15 protein-coding genes are annotated in these 15,236 nt (G+C 43.0%); 6 read left to right on the forward strand and 9 right to left on the reverse strand.

Annotation, left to right across the window (positions count from 1 at the left end):
- Positions 1 to 17 precede the first annotated feature (17 nt).
- Positions 18 to 566: an NADPH-dependent FMN reductase gene (ssuE, locus tag QR721_RS10515; protein WP_348026713.1), complete on the reverse strand. Its 549-nt coding sequence runs from the start codon at positions 564 to 566 to the stop codon at positions 18 to 20.
- A 254-nt stretch (positions 567 to 820) separates the two neighbouring features.
- On the opposite strand from ssuE, the gene QR721_RS10520 reads away from it, so the two are divergent.
- On the forward strand, positions 821 to 1,603 hold the full coding sequence (locus QR721_RS10520; RefSeq protein WP_348026715.1) for a Cof-type HAD-IIB family hydrolase: 783 nt from the start codon (positions 821 to 823) through the stop codon (positions 1,601 to 1,603).
- 48 nt (positions 1,604 to 1,651) lie between these two features.
- On the opposite strand, the gene QR721_RS10525 is transcribed toward QR721_RS10520, so the two are convergent.
- Genes QR721_RS10525 through QR721_RS10545 form a run of 5 tightly spaced genes read right to left on the reverse strand, consistent with a single transcriptional unit; the run spans position 1,652 to position 7,226 of the window.
- Positions 1,652 to 2,296 carry a hypothetical protein gene (locus QR721_RS10525; protein ID WP_348026717.1) on the reverse strand — a complete coding sequence of 215 codons (645 nt, stop codon included), beginning with the start codon at positions 2,294 to 2,296 and terminating at the stop codon, positions 1,652 to 1,654.
- 58 nt (positions 2,297 to 2,354) lie between these two features.
- Positions 2,355 to 3,524, reverse strand: a complete 1,170-nt coding sequence (locus tag QR721_RS10530; protein WP_348026719.1) for an MBL fold metallo-hydrolase — start codon at positions 3,522 to 3,524, stop codon at positions 2,355 to 2,357.
- Positions 3,517 to 5,178, reverse strand: coding sequence for an ABC transporter permease (locus QR721_RS10535; protein WP_348026721.1), 1,662 nt, complete (start codon positions 5,176 to 5,178; stop codon positions 3,517 to 3,519). The genes QR721_RS10530 and QR721_RS10535 overlap by 8 nt, the downstream gene beginning before the upstream one ends.
- Positions 5,179 to 5,238: 60 nt before the next feature.
- A complete protein-coding gene (locus tag QR721_RS10540) occupies positions 5,239 to 6,264 on the reverse strand; it encodes an ABC transporter substrate-binding protein (RefSeq protein WP_348026723.1) in 1,026 nt (341 codons plus the stop codon).
- A complete protein-coding gene (locus QR721_RS10545; protein WP_348026725.1) occupies positions 6,261 to 7,226 on the reverse strand; it encodes an ABC transporter ATP-binding protein in 966 nt (321 codons plus the stop codon). Before QR721_RS10545 ends, QR721_RS10540 begins: the two co-directional genes overlap by 4 nt.
- Before the next feature lie 142 nt (positions 7,227 to 7,368).
- On the opposite strand from QR721_RS10545, the gene QR721_RS10550 reads away from it, so the two are divergent.
- Positions 7,369 to 8,262 carry a LysR family transcriptional regulator gene (locus QR721_RS10550; protein WP_348026727.1) on the forward strand — a complete coding sequence of 298 codons (894 nt, stop codon included), beginning with the start codon at positions 7,369 to 7,371 and terminating at the stop codon, positions 8,260 to 8,262.
- Positions 8,263 to 8,317: 55 nt separating this feature from the next.
- Here the strand turns inward: QR721_RS10550 and QR721_RS10555 are convergent, their stop codons facing one another.
- The 3 genes from QR721_RS10555 to ectA form a co-directional block, all read right to left on the reverse strand.
- Positions 8,318 to 8,725 carry an ectoine synthase gene (locus QR721_RS10555; protein ID WP_348026729.1) on the reverse strand — a complete coding sequence of 136 codons (408 nt, stop codon included), beginning with the start codon at positions 8,723 to 8,725 and terminating at the stop codon, positions 8,318 to 8,320.
- 104 nt (positions 8,726 to 8,829) lie between these two features.
- Positions 8,830 to 10,122: a diaminobutyrate--2-oxoglutarate transaminase gene (gene ectB, locus QR721_RS10560; protein ID WP_348026731.1), complete on the reverse strand. Its 1,293-nt coding sequence runs from the start codon at positions 10,120 to 10,122 to the stop codon at positions 8,830 to 8,832.
- A gap of 30 nt (positions 10,123 to 10,152) precedes the next feature.
- Positions 10,153 to 10,671 (reverse strand): diaminobutyrate acetyltransferase, encoded by a 519-nt coding sequence (gene ectA / locus QR721_RS10565; protein ID WP_348026733.1) that lies wholly within the window; start codon positions 10,669 to 10,671, stop codon positions 10,153 to 10,155.
- A gap of 543 nt (positions 10,672 to 11,214) precedes the next feature.
- Between ectA and QR721_RS10570 the strand changes: the two genes are divergently transcribed.
- The 4 genes from QR721_RS10570 to QR721_RS10585 all read left to right on the forward strand — a co-directional run bounded on the left by QR721_RS10570 (position 11,215) and on the right by QR721_RS10585 (position 15,105).
- On the forward strand, positions 11,215 to 11,955 hold the full coding sequence (locus QR721_RS10570) for a metal ABC transporter ATP-binding protein (RefSeq protein ID WP_348026735.1): 741 nt from the start codon (positions 11,215 to 11,217) through the stop codon (positions 11,953 to 11,955).
- Complete coding sequence (locus QR721_RS10575; protein WP_348026737.1) at positions 11,955 to 12,806, forward strand: metal ABC transporter permease; 852 nt, start codon at positions 11,955 to 11,957, stop codon at positions 12,804 to 12,806. Before QR721_RS10570 ends, QR721_RS10575 begins: the two co-directional genes overlap by 1 nt.
- Positions 12,807 to 12,845: 39 nt before the next feature.
- On the forward strand, positions 12,846 to 13,784 hold the full coding sequence (locus QR721_RS10580) for a metal ABC transporter solute-binding protein, Zn/Mn family (RefSeq protein ID WP_348026739.1): 939 nt from the start codon (positions 12,846 to 12,848) through the stop codon (positions 13,782 to 13,784).
- Positions 13,785 to 14,121: 337 nt separating this feature from the next.
- The gene (locus QR721_RS10585) at positions 14,122 to 15,105 is read left to right on the forward strand and encodes a hypothetical protein (protein ID WP_348026741.1); all 984 of its coding nucleotides are present in this window, start codon (positions 14,122 to 14,124) and stop codon (positions 15,103 to 15,105) included.
- Positions 15,106 to 15,236 lie beyond the last annotated feature (131 nt).

Below are 15,236 nucleotides of genomic sequence, written 5' to 3' on the forward strand. Positions count from 1 at the left end.
GTGAAGATGCAAAATGATTAATTTTCAATTGTTTTTCCGGATATCTTTCCAGTGAATTCGAGAAAATACTCAATCTGTTTCATCGTTCGTCCATAAGTATCCTCGTCAAGGATCGGCTGCTCTGATTCTTTGTCAATTTCCTTATCAATCAGGTAGACACCTTTCAAATTATGTGCCTTTAGGGTAGCCAAAAGTGGTTTCAGCGAGTACTCCAATGCAAGCAGATGCGCTTTCGAACCGCCCGTCATAAGTGGAAGCACTGGTGTTCCTTCAAGAATATTCATCGGCATCAAATCGATTAGTGCTTTCAGAGCTCCTGAATAGGCTGCCTGGTATACTGGTGATCCGACAATGACGCCATCTGCTTCACGTAAAATATTGATTATATTAAGGATCGCCGGACTGTCAAAGCGGCATTCCATCAAGTCATGTGCCGGTACATCGCGAACAGATATATAAGAAACATCACACCCGCGTCCTTCCAGTTCATTGGACAAAAAACGCAGAATACAGTCTGTTCTCGATTGCGCAAAAGGACTGCCAGATATGATTGCAATTCTGTTCATCTCGCTCCCCCTTCCCTTTCAGTATGCTGAATTGCATTAAAAACGATCCTGCCTTATCTATATGCAAATATATCTTATCCGTACTGAAACAGCAGATGGAACAAGCATCTGCCGCCCAATCTTGTAAATAATTTGTATAATTTTATCCTATCATGGAATGAGAACAGCGGCAACCAATTGAGAATGAGGGGCTGAGATGGGCAAATATGCTACAATGGCACTGACTATATATTAGAAGAGGAGTGTCCGGTCCAATGTACAAAGTGCTATTCCTTGATATCGATGGAACAATTTTGAAGCCTGACTACTCATACGATTCCTCCACAAAAGAAGCGATTGCCAAAGCAAAAGCGAACGGTGTTGAAGTATTCCTTGCGACCGGCAAGCCGTTTTATGAAATCAAGTCTCTTGCCACTGAACTGAACATTACGTCATTCATTAGCTTCAATGGCGCCTATGCGACAATGAATGGAAAGGAACTGTTCAAACGCCCGTTTAAGAAAGAGCTGGTAGAACATTATCTCCGTCTAGCCAATGAGAATGGCCATGAAATTGGACTATATACTGATCATAGAAGTGAATACACCGATCTCTATGCATCAAGTGTACAGAAATTCACCAAAGCACTTCATATGACAGAGAATGCACAGCTTAATCCGAACGACATCCCTCCTGCTCTAGGCGTTACACTTATGGGAGTTAACACCGAAGAAGAGTTGGAACCATATCTCATTGACCCTTCAGTCCGCCTTTCACAAGTAAATGTGTATGGAACTGAAGATTGCTACGATCTTATACGCCAGGATGTGAATAAAGGAATTGGCGTAGAGCATGTCCTGAAAGAACTTGGTCTAAATAAAGATCAGGCTATCGCATTTGGAGACGGCATGAATGACAAAGAGATGCTCCAGGCTGTCGGCCATAGTTTCGCAATGGCCAATGCGAATCCAGAGCTTTTCCAATATGCAAAGTACAAAACAACATCTGTTGAAGATTCAGGCATTGCGAAAGGTTTGGAGAAGTTGGGCGTAATCTAAACGAAACAGGGCTGCATTATGAATAGCAGCCCTGTTTTTAATAATTACTCAGTTCCCCATGATAAAATCTGTTTTTCCACTTTGATCATCAGAAAGGTAACCTGCCTCTTGTAGATTGGTTCTCCACAATGCTTCAATCTCTTCAGCCTTTACTGCATTTTGTTCCTTGGTTGAAATTTCTACAATTTGATCGCCCTGTTTGTTCCACACTTCAATGTCTGCCACATAACCGAGATAGGAACCTTCATAAGTAGCTGCTTCAGCCGGGCCAAATACTGTTGCTTGTTCCATAGCTTGTCTATACAATACCGAACCGTACCAAGCTTCAATTTTTTTAGGAACATTGTCGATGAACAGCTTTTTTGCGGCCTCACTGTCAAATGCTTCATAAGATAAAGCTGGTGTCACTTTAAATTTCTCTTTGCGACTTATAGTGAAAATGCGCTCTCCGCCTTTAGCATCAACTTCGAACTTATAATTCGATTCATCTCCGCTAAAGCCGTGGGCTTCAGCTTCGGCAATCGCTGCGTCAAGGCTGCCTGGTAACTGTTTCTTATAGGTAATATCAAATTTCTTCTCATCCTTATACAATCTGATACGATGCTGAAAACCCGCTCCTTTGAACTCTTTTGAAGGAGTATCCAAATAGTAGATCTTTAGCGTTTTTCTCTTTTCAGCTGAAAAGATGTCCATGAGGGACTGCTCATTGAATTGTTCGGGCTTCAGATTGAATTTGATTTCATGACCTGGTTCAATAGCCGCTTTTACTTGAGATGGAGCAATCAAACAAGCAATTGATATGATCAGGAATAATCCTGTCTTCCATACGAATCGGACGATTGTTGGACACCTCGCTTTTGAATACTTTCAACTCATTTACGTAAGGACTGTGAAAAAAGATCCACTCATTCGCTCGAATCTGTTTGACCAGATTGCGAAGATCAGCCTTGTCTGGATGCGTCTTATAGAAAAATTCGATACACCTCCCTTCATGGTTGAACTGCTCATATAAAGGAGGCTTCGAGTATCCAGTTACGATAAGCTTTGCATTGGGGCAGGCTTCATAAAGTCTTTCAATCATTTCTTCATCTTCACACACAAAACAGATGGAGTTCGAATCAAATGAAAACTTTTGAGTTAAACAAGTTTGGTTAAACGTATGAATTAAAGATGCAAGTCCCTCTTTCAAATAAACACCGGCATTTTCATATGCTACAAAAAAAGCATGCAACCGGTTGTCGACAAATATTTCTCGCTTCCCATTCTGAAATAAATAAAGGGCCCAGTCGGCAGTCTTACCGGAGAAGGAAGATGGAATGATGAATGGGCCTTCTTTCGTCTTATCGATATAGTCCAGCAATTGTCGTAAAGTATCCGGATTGTTTATATCTTTTTCAATATGACCGCTGTCCATAAGAGCCAATCTGTAATCTGTCTCTCCAAAATCGGGCAAATCCGCTTTATGCAAGTAAGAGTCTGAAACATAGTCTCCTGAATAGAAGATCGTTTCGCCGTTGAGTTCGATTTCATACCAGACACTGCCTAGCAGATGACCTGAAAATCCCCACCGAAAGCGAATGTGTTCATTAACGACAGACCATTTTCGGTACGTTTTCAAATCCAATGTCTTTGTCTTTGGATGAAACTTGCCAAGCTGATCTGCTGTTTGTTCACTCATAATAATTGGAGCATGACTTCCCCATTCATCCAACACATAAAGCGCTCCAGTATGGTCAATATGTGAATGGGAGATAAAGACAGCCTCTAGCTTTTCCATATGCTCCCGGTTCAAGCTCGGCAATGTCTTTTCCAAATTGTTCGTAACACCGCAGTCCAGGAGAATGGCGCTCCCTGCATTTTCAACGTAAAAGCAATTGCGCCCGTATTCACCGACACCTCCCAATATTTCCACTCTAAACATTTGCCCGTTCCCCTCTTCTTTGCACCCAGTCGAGCAAGAACATGAAGATGACTGTTATCATGACTGTAATGACAGCAACTGCCATTCCAACACTCGCATTCCCCTGTTCAAATTGACTGTAAATAAAGGTTGCCCCTGTCTCTACCGAAGGCGGAAGGATCAGCAGGCCAGCAACAAGTTCACGCATTGAAATGATGAAAGTCATCATCATGCCAGCCAAAATCCCCGGCATAAGCAAAGGGATGATGATATGGCGGTACACATCCCAAAGATTCCTCCCGAATATGGAGGCAGATTGGAAGATTGAGTCATCGAGCTGAGCGAGTGAAGACTTCGTATATTGAATTGAGTATGGGAGAAACAGTACACAATAAGCGACAACGACCATTGCTTTCGTGTTGTAGATCGTTGCCGGCAACCAAGGAGCATTCCAGAACATGATCAGACCGACAACGAAGACAATGCCAGGAATGATATTCGGCGTTAGACTGAAAAAGTCGAGCACTTTCTGCTTTTTTGTCTCCCCTTTCTTTATGTAAAGAGCAATAGCAAAACCTAAAACTGCCGTCACAATTGCTGTTGTGACAGAAAACATGAGGCTGTTGAGGAAAGCTGTCAAACCGGCACTTCCACCGGTAAACAGTTCCTTATAAGCATCGAAACTGAAATTCCCCAATACCAACCCTTCACCACGTACTTTTTGCAAAGAAGTGGCAATGATTGAGAAGTAAGGTATCCCGATAGACAGAATAAGAATGATACTTGTGAAAATCCATGAGAACAGTGTAATCGGCCATTTCTCTTCTATTGTTCGGAGTGTTGCGGTCTTTCCGGATAGAATGCCAAATGCATATTTGCGTCCAAGCAGATTTTGCAAATACCAGACAATAAGACAGACTGACAATAGGAACAGAGAGAGTGAAGTTGCCATTCTAATGTCGACAGGCCATTTTGATAAATAGGCATGGATTTCAGTAGTGAATACTTTGAATCCAATCCTACTGCCAAATGTCGCTGGGGTTCCGAATTCAGCAAGCGTCTTGATAAAGATAAGTAGAACACCGAGGATATAGCTTGAAGCGAGAAGCGGCAGGACGATCTTGAACCAGTTTTTCACCCGGTTTCTTCCAAAGATCTCAGCAGCATCAAGAAAGGACCCATTCATCCGAAGATACGCATTCCTTAACATCAAATATAAAAATGGGAAAAGATGCAGGCTCATGATCAGCACCATTCCAAAGATTGAAAAGAAATAATCGGACATCCACGATGCTGCGGGGATGATTTGCTGTAGGAAACCATTTTTCTGCATGAACAGTATCCAGCCCATCGAGCCAATATAAGGTGGTGTCATGAACGGAATCGTCAAGACAATATCGAGCCAATTGTAGCGGCTAAGACTGGTTTTCGTCCTGATCATCGCCATCGGCAAGGCGATGATCGTTGTACCGATCATGACAAAAATACCAAGGAGCATAGAATTGCCAAGCGTGCGCAGGACAGCACTGTTTTCAAACAGTTTTCCGACCTTTGTCAGATCAAGCCTGCCTTCTCCTATAAATGTGTACATTACAATTGCAATCAAAGGGGCGATCGCAAATGCGGTAACGATAGCGAATAAAATTGTAAATGATCTTCTGCTTTCTATAATCATGAATTTTTCACCCCACTTGAAAAAGTAAGAGCTGAGACATTGCTCAGCTCTATTGTCTTATTAGCGGAACATGTCATTGAATTTATTCAAGACATCGACCTGTTTCGCTTCAGAACCTTTCCAGTCCACTTCAAGTTGAGGAATCTCATCTAGAGCGGCTCTGTTTTTAACGGCAATGTCCTTATTGCCCGGCAGCAAGTACGCATCTGCTACTAGTTTCTGACCTTCATCAGATAATAGGAAGTCGACGTACGCCTTCGCACCTTCAACGTTTTTGGCATCCTTCATGATTGCAACTGCACGCGGACTGATGACTGTACCGCTCTCAGGGTATGTAATTTCAACAGGCTCCCCTTCAGCTTTTGCTTTATAAGCCATATAATCGACACCAGAAATGGTCGCATCTTTTTCGCCAGTGATGACAGATTCAAGTGCTTCTTTATTCGCGCCGTTCACTTGCAATTCGTTCTTCTTCCATGACTCAATCGTTTTCCAGGCTGATTTATCAGCTGCTGCGTACCCGAAAATAAAATCAAGGGCTGAACCGGAAAGGCTTGGATCAGGCATGTTCAGTTTTCCTTTCCATTTGGAATCAGCGAGGTCTGTCCACTTCTTCGGTCCATCTTTAACGTTCTTCGTGTTGTAGGCGATACCTAAAGCAGAGGCACTGTAGACATGATAATACCCTTCTCCATCAGACCAGTCGAAATTAATTTTGTCAGCATTCTCAGCATCCTTGTATGCTTGTAGCTGGTCGGATTGCTTTAATCCATCCATAGAAGCTGCTGAAGCTAGTACGACGACATCAGCGACTGGATTATTTTTCTCAGCTTCGAGTCTGGAAAGGATTTTGCCAGTTGTGCCCTGGAACATTTCAATCTTCTTGCCTGTCTTCTCTTCAAAGGCTTTCTCAATGTTTTGTGCCAGTCCGTCAGGTCCAGCCGAATAGACAGTAAGCACCTTTTCCTCTTTTGGCTTGGCACTTGCTTTTTCAGAGGACTTATCTGTATTACTGCCACAGCCTGCAAGTGCGAAAGTAAGTGCCGCTCCTGTCACCGCAAACATTTTGAATGTATTCTTTTTCATTGAATTCCCTCCAGCTGATAAATTTGTTTTTCATCAATAAAGACTTCCAATTGCCTTCCATCTTCAAGTGGCGCATTTTCATAGAAACGCCACTGCCTTCCTTCCACTTCAGCCTGAACGAGATAGCGATCGCCGACAAATGTACTCTTCATGACACGAGCCTGCTTCGCAATTGATCCTGGCCTTTGATTTCTCGAGATTGCTTCCGGGCGAACGATGAAGTTTCCAACACCGAACCAGTTCACTTTTCCGATAAAATCTGCAACATATGGTGTTGCCGGGTAACGGTAAATTTCTTCCGGCGTACCGATTTGCGCAATATTGCCACCGTCCATTACGATAATCTGGTCAGACATCGCCATCGCCTCCGACTGATCATGTGTGACGAAGATGGCTTGGCAGTCCTGTTCATGGATAATATGCATGATTTCTTCTTGCATTTGTTCTCTCAGCACAGCGTCCAAAGCAGAGAGCGGTTCATCGAATAAAATGAGTCTTGGCTTGATTGCAAGAGCTCGTGCCAGAGCGACACGTTGCTGCTGCCCTCCCGAGAGTTCACCAGGACGGCGTTTTTCAAATCCTTTCATTTTAACGAGTTTCATTACTTCATCTACTCGTTGAGGAACCTCTTTTTTCGGTACAAGCCCTTTCAAGCCAAAAGCGATATTCTCATAGATTGTCATATGGGGCCATAATGCGAAGTCCTGGAATACCATGGCGACATTCCGCTTATTCGGTTTGACGTTTTTTCGTCTTTCGGAAGAGTAGATCACCTCATCATCAAACCGAATTTCACCTTTTGTCGGCTTTTCAAGACCAGCAAGAAGCTTCAGCAAGGTCGTTTTCCCACATCCGGACTGCCCGAGAATGGTAATGAATTTGCAATCCAGTTCTGCTGAAATCGGCTTTAGCGCCTGAGTACCGCCATACTTCTTTTCAAGTCCTTCAATTGAGATCTTCATATCGCCAATCCTCCTTTGCCTAACTCCACTATAAGGTTGGAATATTTAGACAATATTAACTTGGCGTCAATATCTCATTAAAAGAATTCTAATAGATTGAATAAGAAGCAAGAATTTATCTAATTTACTTCAGGAGGTTAAAATGAATTTATTAAAATTGAAGGTACTCTGTCTCCTCGTCGAACATAAAAAGCTGGCACCGGTTGCTGAAGCACTCGGCCTAACCGCTCCTACTGTCTCTTTTCATCTCCGCTCAATTGAGGAAGAATATAATATCCGCCTGTTCCGGACAAACCCAGGAGGCTACAGACTTACGGATGCAGGCGAAGCCTTTTACCATTATGCTCAGCAAATGGTTCAGATCCAAAAAGATCTTGAACGATTTATAATGAATCTCCATTCCGGCAATACGGGTTCCATTAAACTCGGTGCAAGCGGACTTCCCGCTCATATATTCATGCCCGACCTGATCAATGCGATGACCGAGGCATATCCTGAAATCAAGATTTCTCTTGAAGTGAAAACCGCTCCTGAGATTGAGAAGAAACTCGCACTCCAAGAGCTTGACTTCGGCATCATTATGGAAACACAGCAGGAGTCGCCAACGCTTGCCTACGAGACAATCGGTGAGGATATGCTCGTACTTGCTCATAGTCCGGAGCATGATCTAGCAACAAAAAAGGACATCTCGCTTACAGATCTCCTTGAAACAAAATTGCTATTGCATGCTCCTTCCAGCTCAACGAATCGCTTCATTAGCAAGTGGTTCGGTGAATCATTCAGCTCTTCTTTACAAAAAATTGAACTTGATTCCGTAAGTACAATTAAGAAAATGCTTTTCAATGGGAAGACTGCCGCTTTTCTATCTAATGCTTTCATCGAGAAAGAAATCCTTTCGGGAGAGCTGGTTCAAAGAAAAATAGAAGATGTTCAACTTAAGCGAAAAATCCAGCTTGTCTACCCAAAATCACGCTTGGACAGCGCTCTTGACACATTCATTAAGGAAACCGTACGTGAACTTGCACTCAAGAGATAGCTTTCTTGCAATAAAAAAGGATCTGCTCGCCAGATTGCGAGTCAGATCCCTTTTTTCAATCTTCCAATACTGGGTATACCCCATTTTCATCATGTGTTTCATTGCCTGTGAGCGGCGGGTTGAACACACAGATTAAGCGCATGTCTTCTGTACCGCCATACAGATTATGCTCATCATGCTTGTCAAGCGCGTACATGATGCCTGGCTTGATATGATAAACATTACCGTCTTCCTTGCCGTCAACAAGTGTCTCAACACGGCCATTACCGGAGATGCAATAAACAGCTTCAAGATGATTCTGATACCAAATATGAGTTTTCGTTCCGGCTTTGATAATTGTCTCAGTCAATGTGAAGCCCATATTGTCCTTGCGGTAAAGCATGCGGCGGCTTGCCCAGTTACCGTTTTCTGCAATTGTTTCGTCTTTTGATCCGATGATTTCTTCCATATTGCGAATGATCATGTTGCTTCCCCCTGGTATTGTGATTTATTGATGTGATCGTTTTAATGGCTAATGCATTACGAGTGAGCTCTCTTCCCCTACGCCCACTCGCATACACAGTCTACTTAGGCAGATAGCCCGCGTTTGCGGATGACTTCCTGGATCGATACGTCCATAATTTCAATGCCTTTTGCGAGGCCATCTTTTGAAATGACAAGCGGTGGAAGCAACTTCGCAACTTCGTCTGATGGGCCGGATGTCTCCATAATCAAACCACGCTTGAACGCTTCTTTGCACACTTCTTCTGCAACTCCGTCTACGCCACAAGCAATTCCTTTCATCATGCCGCGCCCGCGAAGTTCACCTTGGATTTCTGGATATTTGACGATAAGATCTGCCAGCTTATCACTGATAAACTCGCCTTTCTCCTGGATTTCCTCTTCAAATTCATCATTCGCCCAGAAGTTTTTGATTGCTTCTGTCGCTGTGATGAAAGCCATATTGTTGCCGCGGAAAGTACCATTATGTTCTCCCGCTCCCCAAATATCGTGTTCAGGCTTGAACAGTGTAATCGCCATTGGCATTCCATAACCGCCGATCGACTTGGAAAGGCAGACAATATCCGGGTCAATGCCTGCTTTCTCAAAGCTGAAGAAAGTACCCGTACGACCATTGCCAGCCTGAACATCATCAATGATAAGAAGGATATCGAAACGTTTTGCGATTGCTTCGATTTTGCGCAGCCATTCGAAACTTGCCGCGTTAATACCACCTTCTCCTTGCACTGTTTCCACGATGAAAGCAGCTGGAATGTCAATGCCGCTTGAACTGTCTTCGAGAAGTTTTTCAATATAGGCAGCAGAATCGATTCCGTCCATATAGTTGTCAAATGGCATCGCAACTGCGTTTGTCAGTGGCGTGCCAGCTCCTGCACGTTTGGAAGCATTCCCCGTTACAGCGAGTGATCCCATCGTCATGCCATGGAAGCCGTTCGTAAAGCTGATGACAAGGTCGCGTCCTGTCACTTTGCGAGCCAATTTCAACGCACTCTCTACTGTGTTTGTTCCAGTCGGTCCAGGGAACATCACTTTGTATTCAAGATTACGCGGTTTCAGAATGACATCATTAAAAGTCTCCAGGAAGTTCTTTCGTGCGATTGTCCCCATATCGAGAGAATGTGTAATTCCATCAGACTCGATATATTCAATTAGCTTTTTCTTCATTAAGTCATTGTTATGGCCGTAGTTCAGCGTACCGGCACCTGCGAAGAAATCGATATATTCATTTCCGTCTACATCCCATAGCTTATAACCTTTGGATTTCTCAAATACTGTCGGGAAGCTGCGGCTATAGCTGCGTACCTTTGATTCCAATTCTTCAAATGTCTTCATACTAGCTTCTTGAACAAATACACTCATTGATTACATTCCTCCTGTTTTTTGTTTGGTTTATTTATTAAGAGGTCCGATGAGATGGATGAGCTCATCTTCATGACCCTGTTCGGGAAAATCCTCTGCCTTGAAACAAGGCATGATGTTGAGATTGGCATTCCATTTTCTAGAGAGTCCTCGGAATAGCCGCTGTGAAGGTATATTCGATGGAGATATCGTCGCTTCGACGAACTGGACATCCTGCAAGGCGTCCTGCTCAAGGAGATGTTGAAGCATTTGCGTGGCCAAACCTCTTCCACGTTCACTCTTTGCCACAGCTACTTGCCAGACAAAAAGTGTATCCGGGGATTCTGGCTTGATGAATCCGGAAATGAAACCGACAATCTTGTCATTTTTCTCCACCACAATTGATGTTTTTGCGAAATATGTGCACCACATCAAGTATTGGTAGGATGAGTTGAGATCGAGAACTCCTGTACTTTTGACAAGTTCCCAGACTTTCTTTCCATCATCAAGCTCCGGTTCGCGAAATAAATCACGGGGAGCTGCATCTTCGCCTTTCTTTCTTTCTATCACTTTAAGAATAACTGTCCACCTCCGGAAAATTAAGCTTTCTCTGAATCTCCAATATTTACGATTTGGAAATCCTATAGTTAAACTTTAAAGATTTCCCATTTAATTCGCAAACTGGGTTAAACAGCATATGATGTGCTATACCGTGCTTAATCGAATTTATAATAGAATAATCTGACTATCATCCATTTTCCTCCGTATTCGCCTCATATCCTCCCAAATTCCGTATTTTTAATGTAATTTTCTGTATTTTATATATTTTTATGTAAAATCGTTTGTGCAATTTGCTTGTTCATTGTGGAAATTGCATAATGGCTAGGCTTTATAGCCAATTAAACGTTCTTATAGAACACTTGAAATTATTTCTACATTAAATAGAAGAAAAACAGAGAGACTGCCAACCAAGATTATCTAAAATTTGGAGAGGAAAGGGTTTACTTTTCTAAGTGGCAAATTTATAATTGACGAGAAGAGTTGCCCTTGGCAAACTTATTATTGCATACGCAAATAAAATAGCTTAGTCATTATATTTTGGGAGGGGAAAATATGAAAGACGGTATAAGTGTTTCAGACTTGACCGTTTCCTACTATGGCAAAACGGTCATAAGCGGGATGGATTTTAAATTTGGAACAGGAAAGCTCATCGGTATTCTCGGACCGAACGGAGCCGGCAAATCAACTATGCTTAAAGCAATGCTCGGTTTGATTCCTAAGGACAAAGGAACGATAGAAATTGAAGGAAAGCCTCTGCATCAGATACGTAAGCAAATTGCCTATGTTCCTCAGCGTTCTAATATTGACTGGGATTTTCCCATAATCGTGAAAGATACAGTGCTTCTCGGGACATTTCCGAACCTAGGTTTACTGAGACGCCCCGGCAAAGCTGAGAAAGCGTTCGCAATGCAATGTCTTGAGAAAGTCGGCATGCAGGAATATGCGAAGAACCAAATTGGAGAACTATCTGGTGGCCAGCAGCAGCGTGTTTTTCTCGCTCGGGCACTGGCACAGCGTGCAGAGTATTTCTTCCTTGATGAACCATTTGTCGGCATTGATGTGACAAGTGAGAAAATCATCATTGATATTTTGAAAGCGCTTCGTGATGAAGGTAAAACGATTTTCGTTGTCCATCACGACTTGTCAAAAGTACAAACTTACTTTGACAGCCTTCTGCTCATGAACAAGCAGCTGATCGGAGCGGGAAATGTGGAGGAAATCTTCCAGCCTACGTATATGGAAAAAGCATATAATATGCCATTTGGCGGTCATATGCTGGGGGTGGAAAGCTGATGGAATTTCTTTACGATCTTACCCATTATGAGTTTTTGCAGAAAGCTTTTGCGACCTCTGTAATGGTTGGCATCATTTCAGGTGTCATCGGCTGCTTCATCGTCCTGCGCGGCCTTGCCCTAATGGGAGATGCGATTTCACATGCTGTTCTGCCTGGTGTTGCAATCTCCTACATGCTGAGCATCAATTTCTTCTATGGTGCCGTCGCAACCGGACTTCTCACCGCTTTCGGCATCGGTCTGATTAGCCAGAACAGCCGGATTAAAAGTGATTCTTCAATCGGAATCGTTTTCTCCGCATTTCTCGCAGCAGGTATCATTCTGATCACACTGGCACATAGCACAACCAATCTGATGGTCATTCTTTTCGGAAATGTGCTCGCTGTAAGAACGAGCGACATGTGGATTACTCTCATCATTGGTACCATCGTATTGCTCGCCGTCATCCTGTTTTATAAAGAACTGCTCATATCCAGCTTTGACCCGACGATGGCAGCTGCCTATGGATTAAAAACAAAATTGATTCACTATGCATTGATGTTCCTACTGACACTAGTTACAGTCGCTTCGATGCAGACTGTAGGAGTCATTCTCGTTGTATCTATGCTGATTACACCGGCTTCAACTGCATATTTGCTGACAAACAGGCTATCCATCATGATTGCACTTGCAGCAATGTTCGGCGCATTGTCGGCTGTAATTGGTCTGTACTTCAGTTTTAAATTCGACCTGCCTTCTGGTCCGGTCATAGCACTTGCAACAACTTCATTCTTCGCGCTTGCTTTCCTCTTCTCTCCGAAACAGGGAATTGTTTTCCGCAAGTTGCGTTCACGTAAATCAGCAGCTGCTTAAGCTGCTTTAAAAATTAAAACAAAGGAGAATTAGAAACAAATGAGACGTTTTTTCCAATTATCCATTCTGACACTCGTGACAATCTTCTTGCTCGCTGCCTGTAGCAATGACAATGATAAAACATCGGGCAAAAACGGCAAGCTTAAAGTCGTCACCTCCTTCACAATTCTTGCGGATATGGCGCACGAAATTGGCGGTGATAAAGTCGAAGTCCATAACTTAGTTCCGACTGGTACGGACCCGCATGAATATGAGCCTCTGCCAAAAGACATCAAAGCAGCAACAGATGCAGATGTTCTGTTTTACAACGGTTTGAATCTTGAAGGTGGCAAGAGCGGCTGGTTCCATAAAATGATTGAAACCGCAGGCCAGCCCGAAAACAAAGTATTTAAAGTAACAGAACGTGTCAAACCGATGTATTTGCAAACGGAAGGTGAAGAAGGCGAAATCAATCCCCATGCATTCATCGACCCTGCCGTTGGTGTAAAAATGGCAGAGGATATGACAAAAGCATTTGTAAAAGTCGATCCGGACCGCAAAGACCATTATGAGAAGCGTGGCAAGGAATATGTTGAACGCCTGAAAGCAATTGACAAGGAGTATACTGAGAAGATTAATGAGATCCCTGAGAAAAACCGTATACTCGTGACAAGCGAACGCGCCTTCCAGTATATGACGAGCCATTACGGTCTCGAAGAAGCATTCATTTGGGAAATTGACACTGAAGAAAATGGTTCACCAAAGCAAATTAAAGACCTAGTCAACTTTATTAAAAAACATGATGTTCCTGTTCTCTTCATTGAATCGAATGTAGACCGTCGTCCAATGGAAACTGTTTCAAAGGAAACCGGCGTACCATTCTCCAAGAAGCCAATTTACTCTGATGAAATCGGCCAGGCTGGTGACGAAGTCGATACGTACGTCAAATATCTCAATTACAATATTAAGCTCATACATGACGAGCTGAGTGAAAAGTAAATTAAGATGAGGGATTTCTTTCCGGCTGGATAGAAATCCCTCTTTTTTATGCTTCTTTCTTCACATATGGCCCCTTGTTATATACGGTTTTCTCTACCTAACTGTTTTTTCTTTCGAGAAACTTTTTTCCACATTCAGAGATTTTTTCAAAAAACACCCCATAAATTGGATGCTCGCTTAGTACTCTATGAACATCCGGACAAGAACGAAAGATTTTAGCGCTAAAATCTCAGAATCAGAATACATCCATAAAACTAAAACGAAAGCGGATCACACATGCAGAAGCGGCCCAAACGCTTCAACAGTGTATCAATCCGCACAAAGGAGACGGAATATTATGAATAAAAAGACAAAGGCAATCGCAGCAGCAGGACTTAGCATGGCATTCGTAGCACCACTTACTGTAAGTGCACAAGTAGCTCCAGCAAAAGCGGATATCTTCGAAAAGAAAGCTGACCTATTTGAGAAGAAGGCAGAAATTGCTGGCCAGTATGGTAATACAGAAAAAGAAGCAGCGTTCCAGGCAAAAGCTGAGATCTTCAATAAAAAAGCTGATTACATTAATTCAAACGCTGATACTAATTTCAACTTCAGCGGCTACGGTTACCAAAGCAAGGCAGACATCTTCATTAATAAAGCTGAGCTCCTCAAACAAAAAGCTGACTTGGCTGAAGCAGCTGGCAACACTGAGAAAGCAGACGCTCTGAATGATAAAGCGGACATGTTCGAAAAGAAAGCGGTAGCTGTAACTGGCGCGACAACAGCGCAGCCTCTATCCGAATCAGCTCCAGAACAACTTTCATTCAGCTCAACAAGCTCAAAAGCTGATCTATTCGAGAAAAAGGCTGAAATCGTAAAAGAAAAAGCGGAACAGGCTGAAGCCAACAGAAACACTGAAAAAGCCGATGCTTTGAACAAGAAAGCGGACATGTTTGAGAAGAAGGCTGAAAATATTTCAGCACAGCCATCATACAACTATGGCCAGCAGTACAAGAGCAGCTCTAAAGCTGACATGTTCGAAAAGAAAGCTGAAATTGTGAAGGAAAAAGCGGAACAGGCAGCCAAGTACGGCAACACGAAGAAAGCTGACAATCTGAACAAGAAAGCTGAGCGCTTCGAACAAAAGGCCGAGCAAGCATCTAGCCAGCCAACTGCATACGGCTATGGCTACCAGGACAAGGCTGATATGTTTAACAACAAGGCTGACATCATGCGTGCCAAAGCTGAGCGTGCCGAGAAATACGGTAATACTGAAAAAGCTGATTCCTTCAACAAGAAAGCAGATCGCTTCGAACAAAAAGCAGACCACTTTACTGTCTGATTCCTAATCTATATAATGAAGGCTCCCGTCTATACGGGAGCCTTATTTGCGTAAAGGAAACTTTTTTGCGCTAATTGGAGTATGTTCTCTATCTCCAGTTATGTTCCCGTAGACTCACATGCATTCCGATT

It is taken from the genome of Aciduricibacillus chroicocephali (genome assembly GCF_030762805.1).
Lineage (GTDB): Bacteria > Bacillota > Bacilli > Bacillales > Amphibacillaceae > Aciduricibacillus > Aciduricibacillus chroicocephali.

What these genes read in the sequence shown, in the direction of transcription:
- QR721_RS10525 (WP_348026717.1), bottom strand. Translation starts at nt 2,296, where the DNA reads ATGGACATCTTTTCAGCTGAAAAGAGAAAAACGCTAAAGATCTACTAT.
- QR721_RS10520 (WP_348026715.1), top strand. Translation starts at nt 821, where the DNA reads ATGTACAAAGTGCTATTCCTTGATATCGATGGAACAATTTTGAAGCCT.
- ectB (WP_348026731.1), bottom strand. Translation starts at nt 10,122, where the DNA reads ATGAGTGTATTTGTTCAAGAAGCTAGTATGAAGACATTTGAAGAATTG.
- QR721_RS10530 (WP_348026719.1), bottom strand. Translation starts at nt 3,524, where the DNA reads ATGTTTAGAGTGGAAATATTGGGAGGTGTCGGTGAATACGGGCGCAAT.
- QR721_RS10570 (WP_348026735.1), top strand. Translation starts at nt 11,215, where the DNA reads ATGAAAGACGGTATAAGTGTTTCAGACTTGACCGTTTCCTACTATGGC.
- QR721_RS10545 (WP_348026725.1), bottom strand. Translation starts at nt 7,226, where the DNA reads ATGAAGATCTCAATTGAAGGACTTGAAAAGAAGTATGGCGGTACTCAG.
- QR721_RS10580 (WP_348026739.1), top strand. Translation starts at nt 12,846, where the DNA reads ATGAGACGTTTTTTCCAATTATCCATTCTGACACTCGTGACAATCTTC.
- ssuE (WP_348026713.1), bottom strand. Translation starts at nt 566, where the DNA reads ATGAACAGAATTGCAATCATATCTGGCAGTCCTTTTGCGCAATCGAGA.
- QR721_RS10585 (WP_348026741.1), top strand. Translation starts at nt 14,122, where the DNA reads ATGAATAAAAAGACAAAGGCAATCGCAGCAGCAGGACTTAGCATGGCA.
- QR721_RS10555 (WP_348026729.1), bottom strand. Translation starts at nt 8,725, where the DNA reads ATGATCATTCGCAATATGGAAGAAATCATCGGATCAAAAGACGAAACA.
- QR721_RS10550 (WP_348026727.1), top strand. Translation starts at nt 7,369, where the DNA reads ATGAATTTATTAAAATTGAAGGTACTCTGTCTCCTCGTCGAACATAAA.
- QR721_RS10575 (WP_348026737.1), top strand. Translation starts at nt 11,955, where the DNA reads ATGGAATTTCTTTACGATCTTACCCATTATGAGTTTTTGCAGAAAGCT.
- QR721_RS10540 (WP_348026723.1), bottom strand. Translation starts at nt 6,264, where the DNA reads ATGAAAAAGAATACATTCAAAATGTTTGCGGTGACAGGAGCGGCACTT.
- QR721_RS10535 (WP_348026721.1), bottom strand. Translation starts at nt 5,178, where the DNA reads ATGATTATAGAAAGCAGAAGATCATTTACAATTTTATTCGCTATCGTT.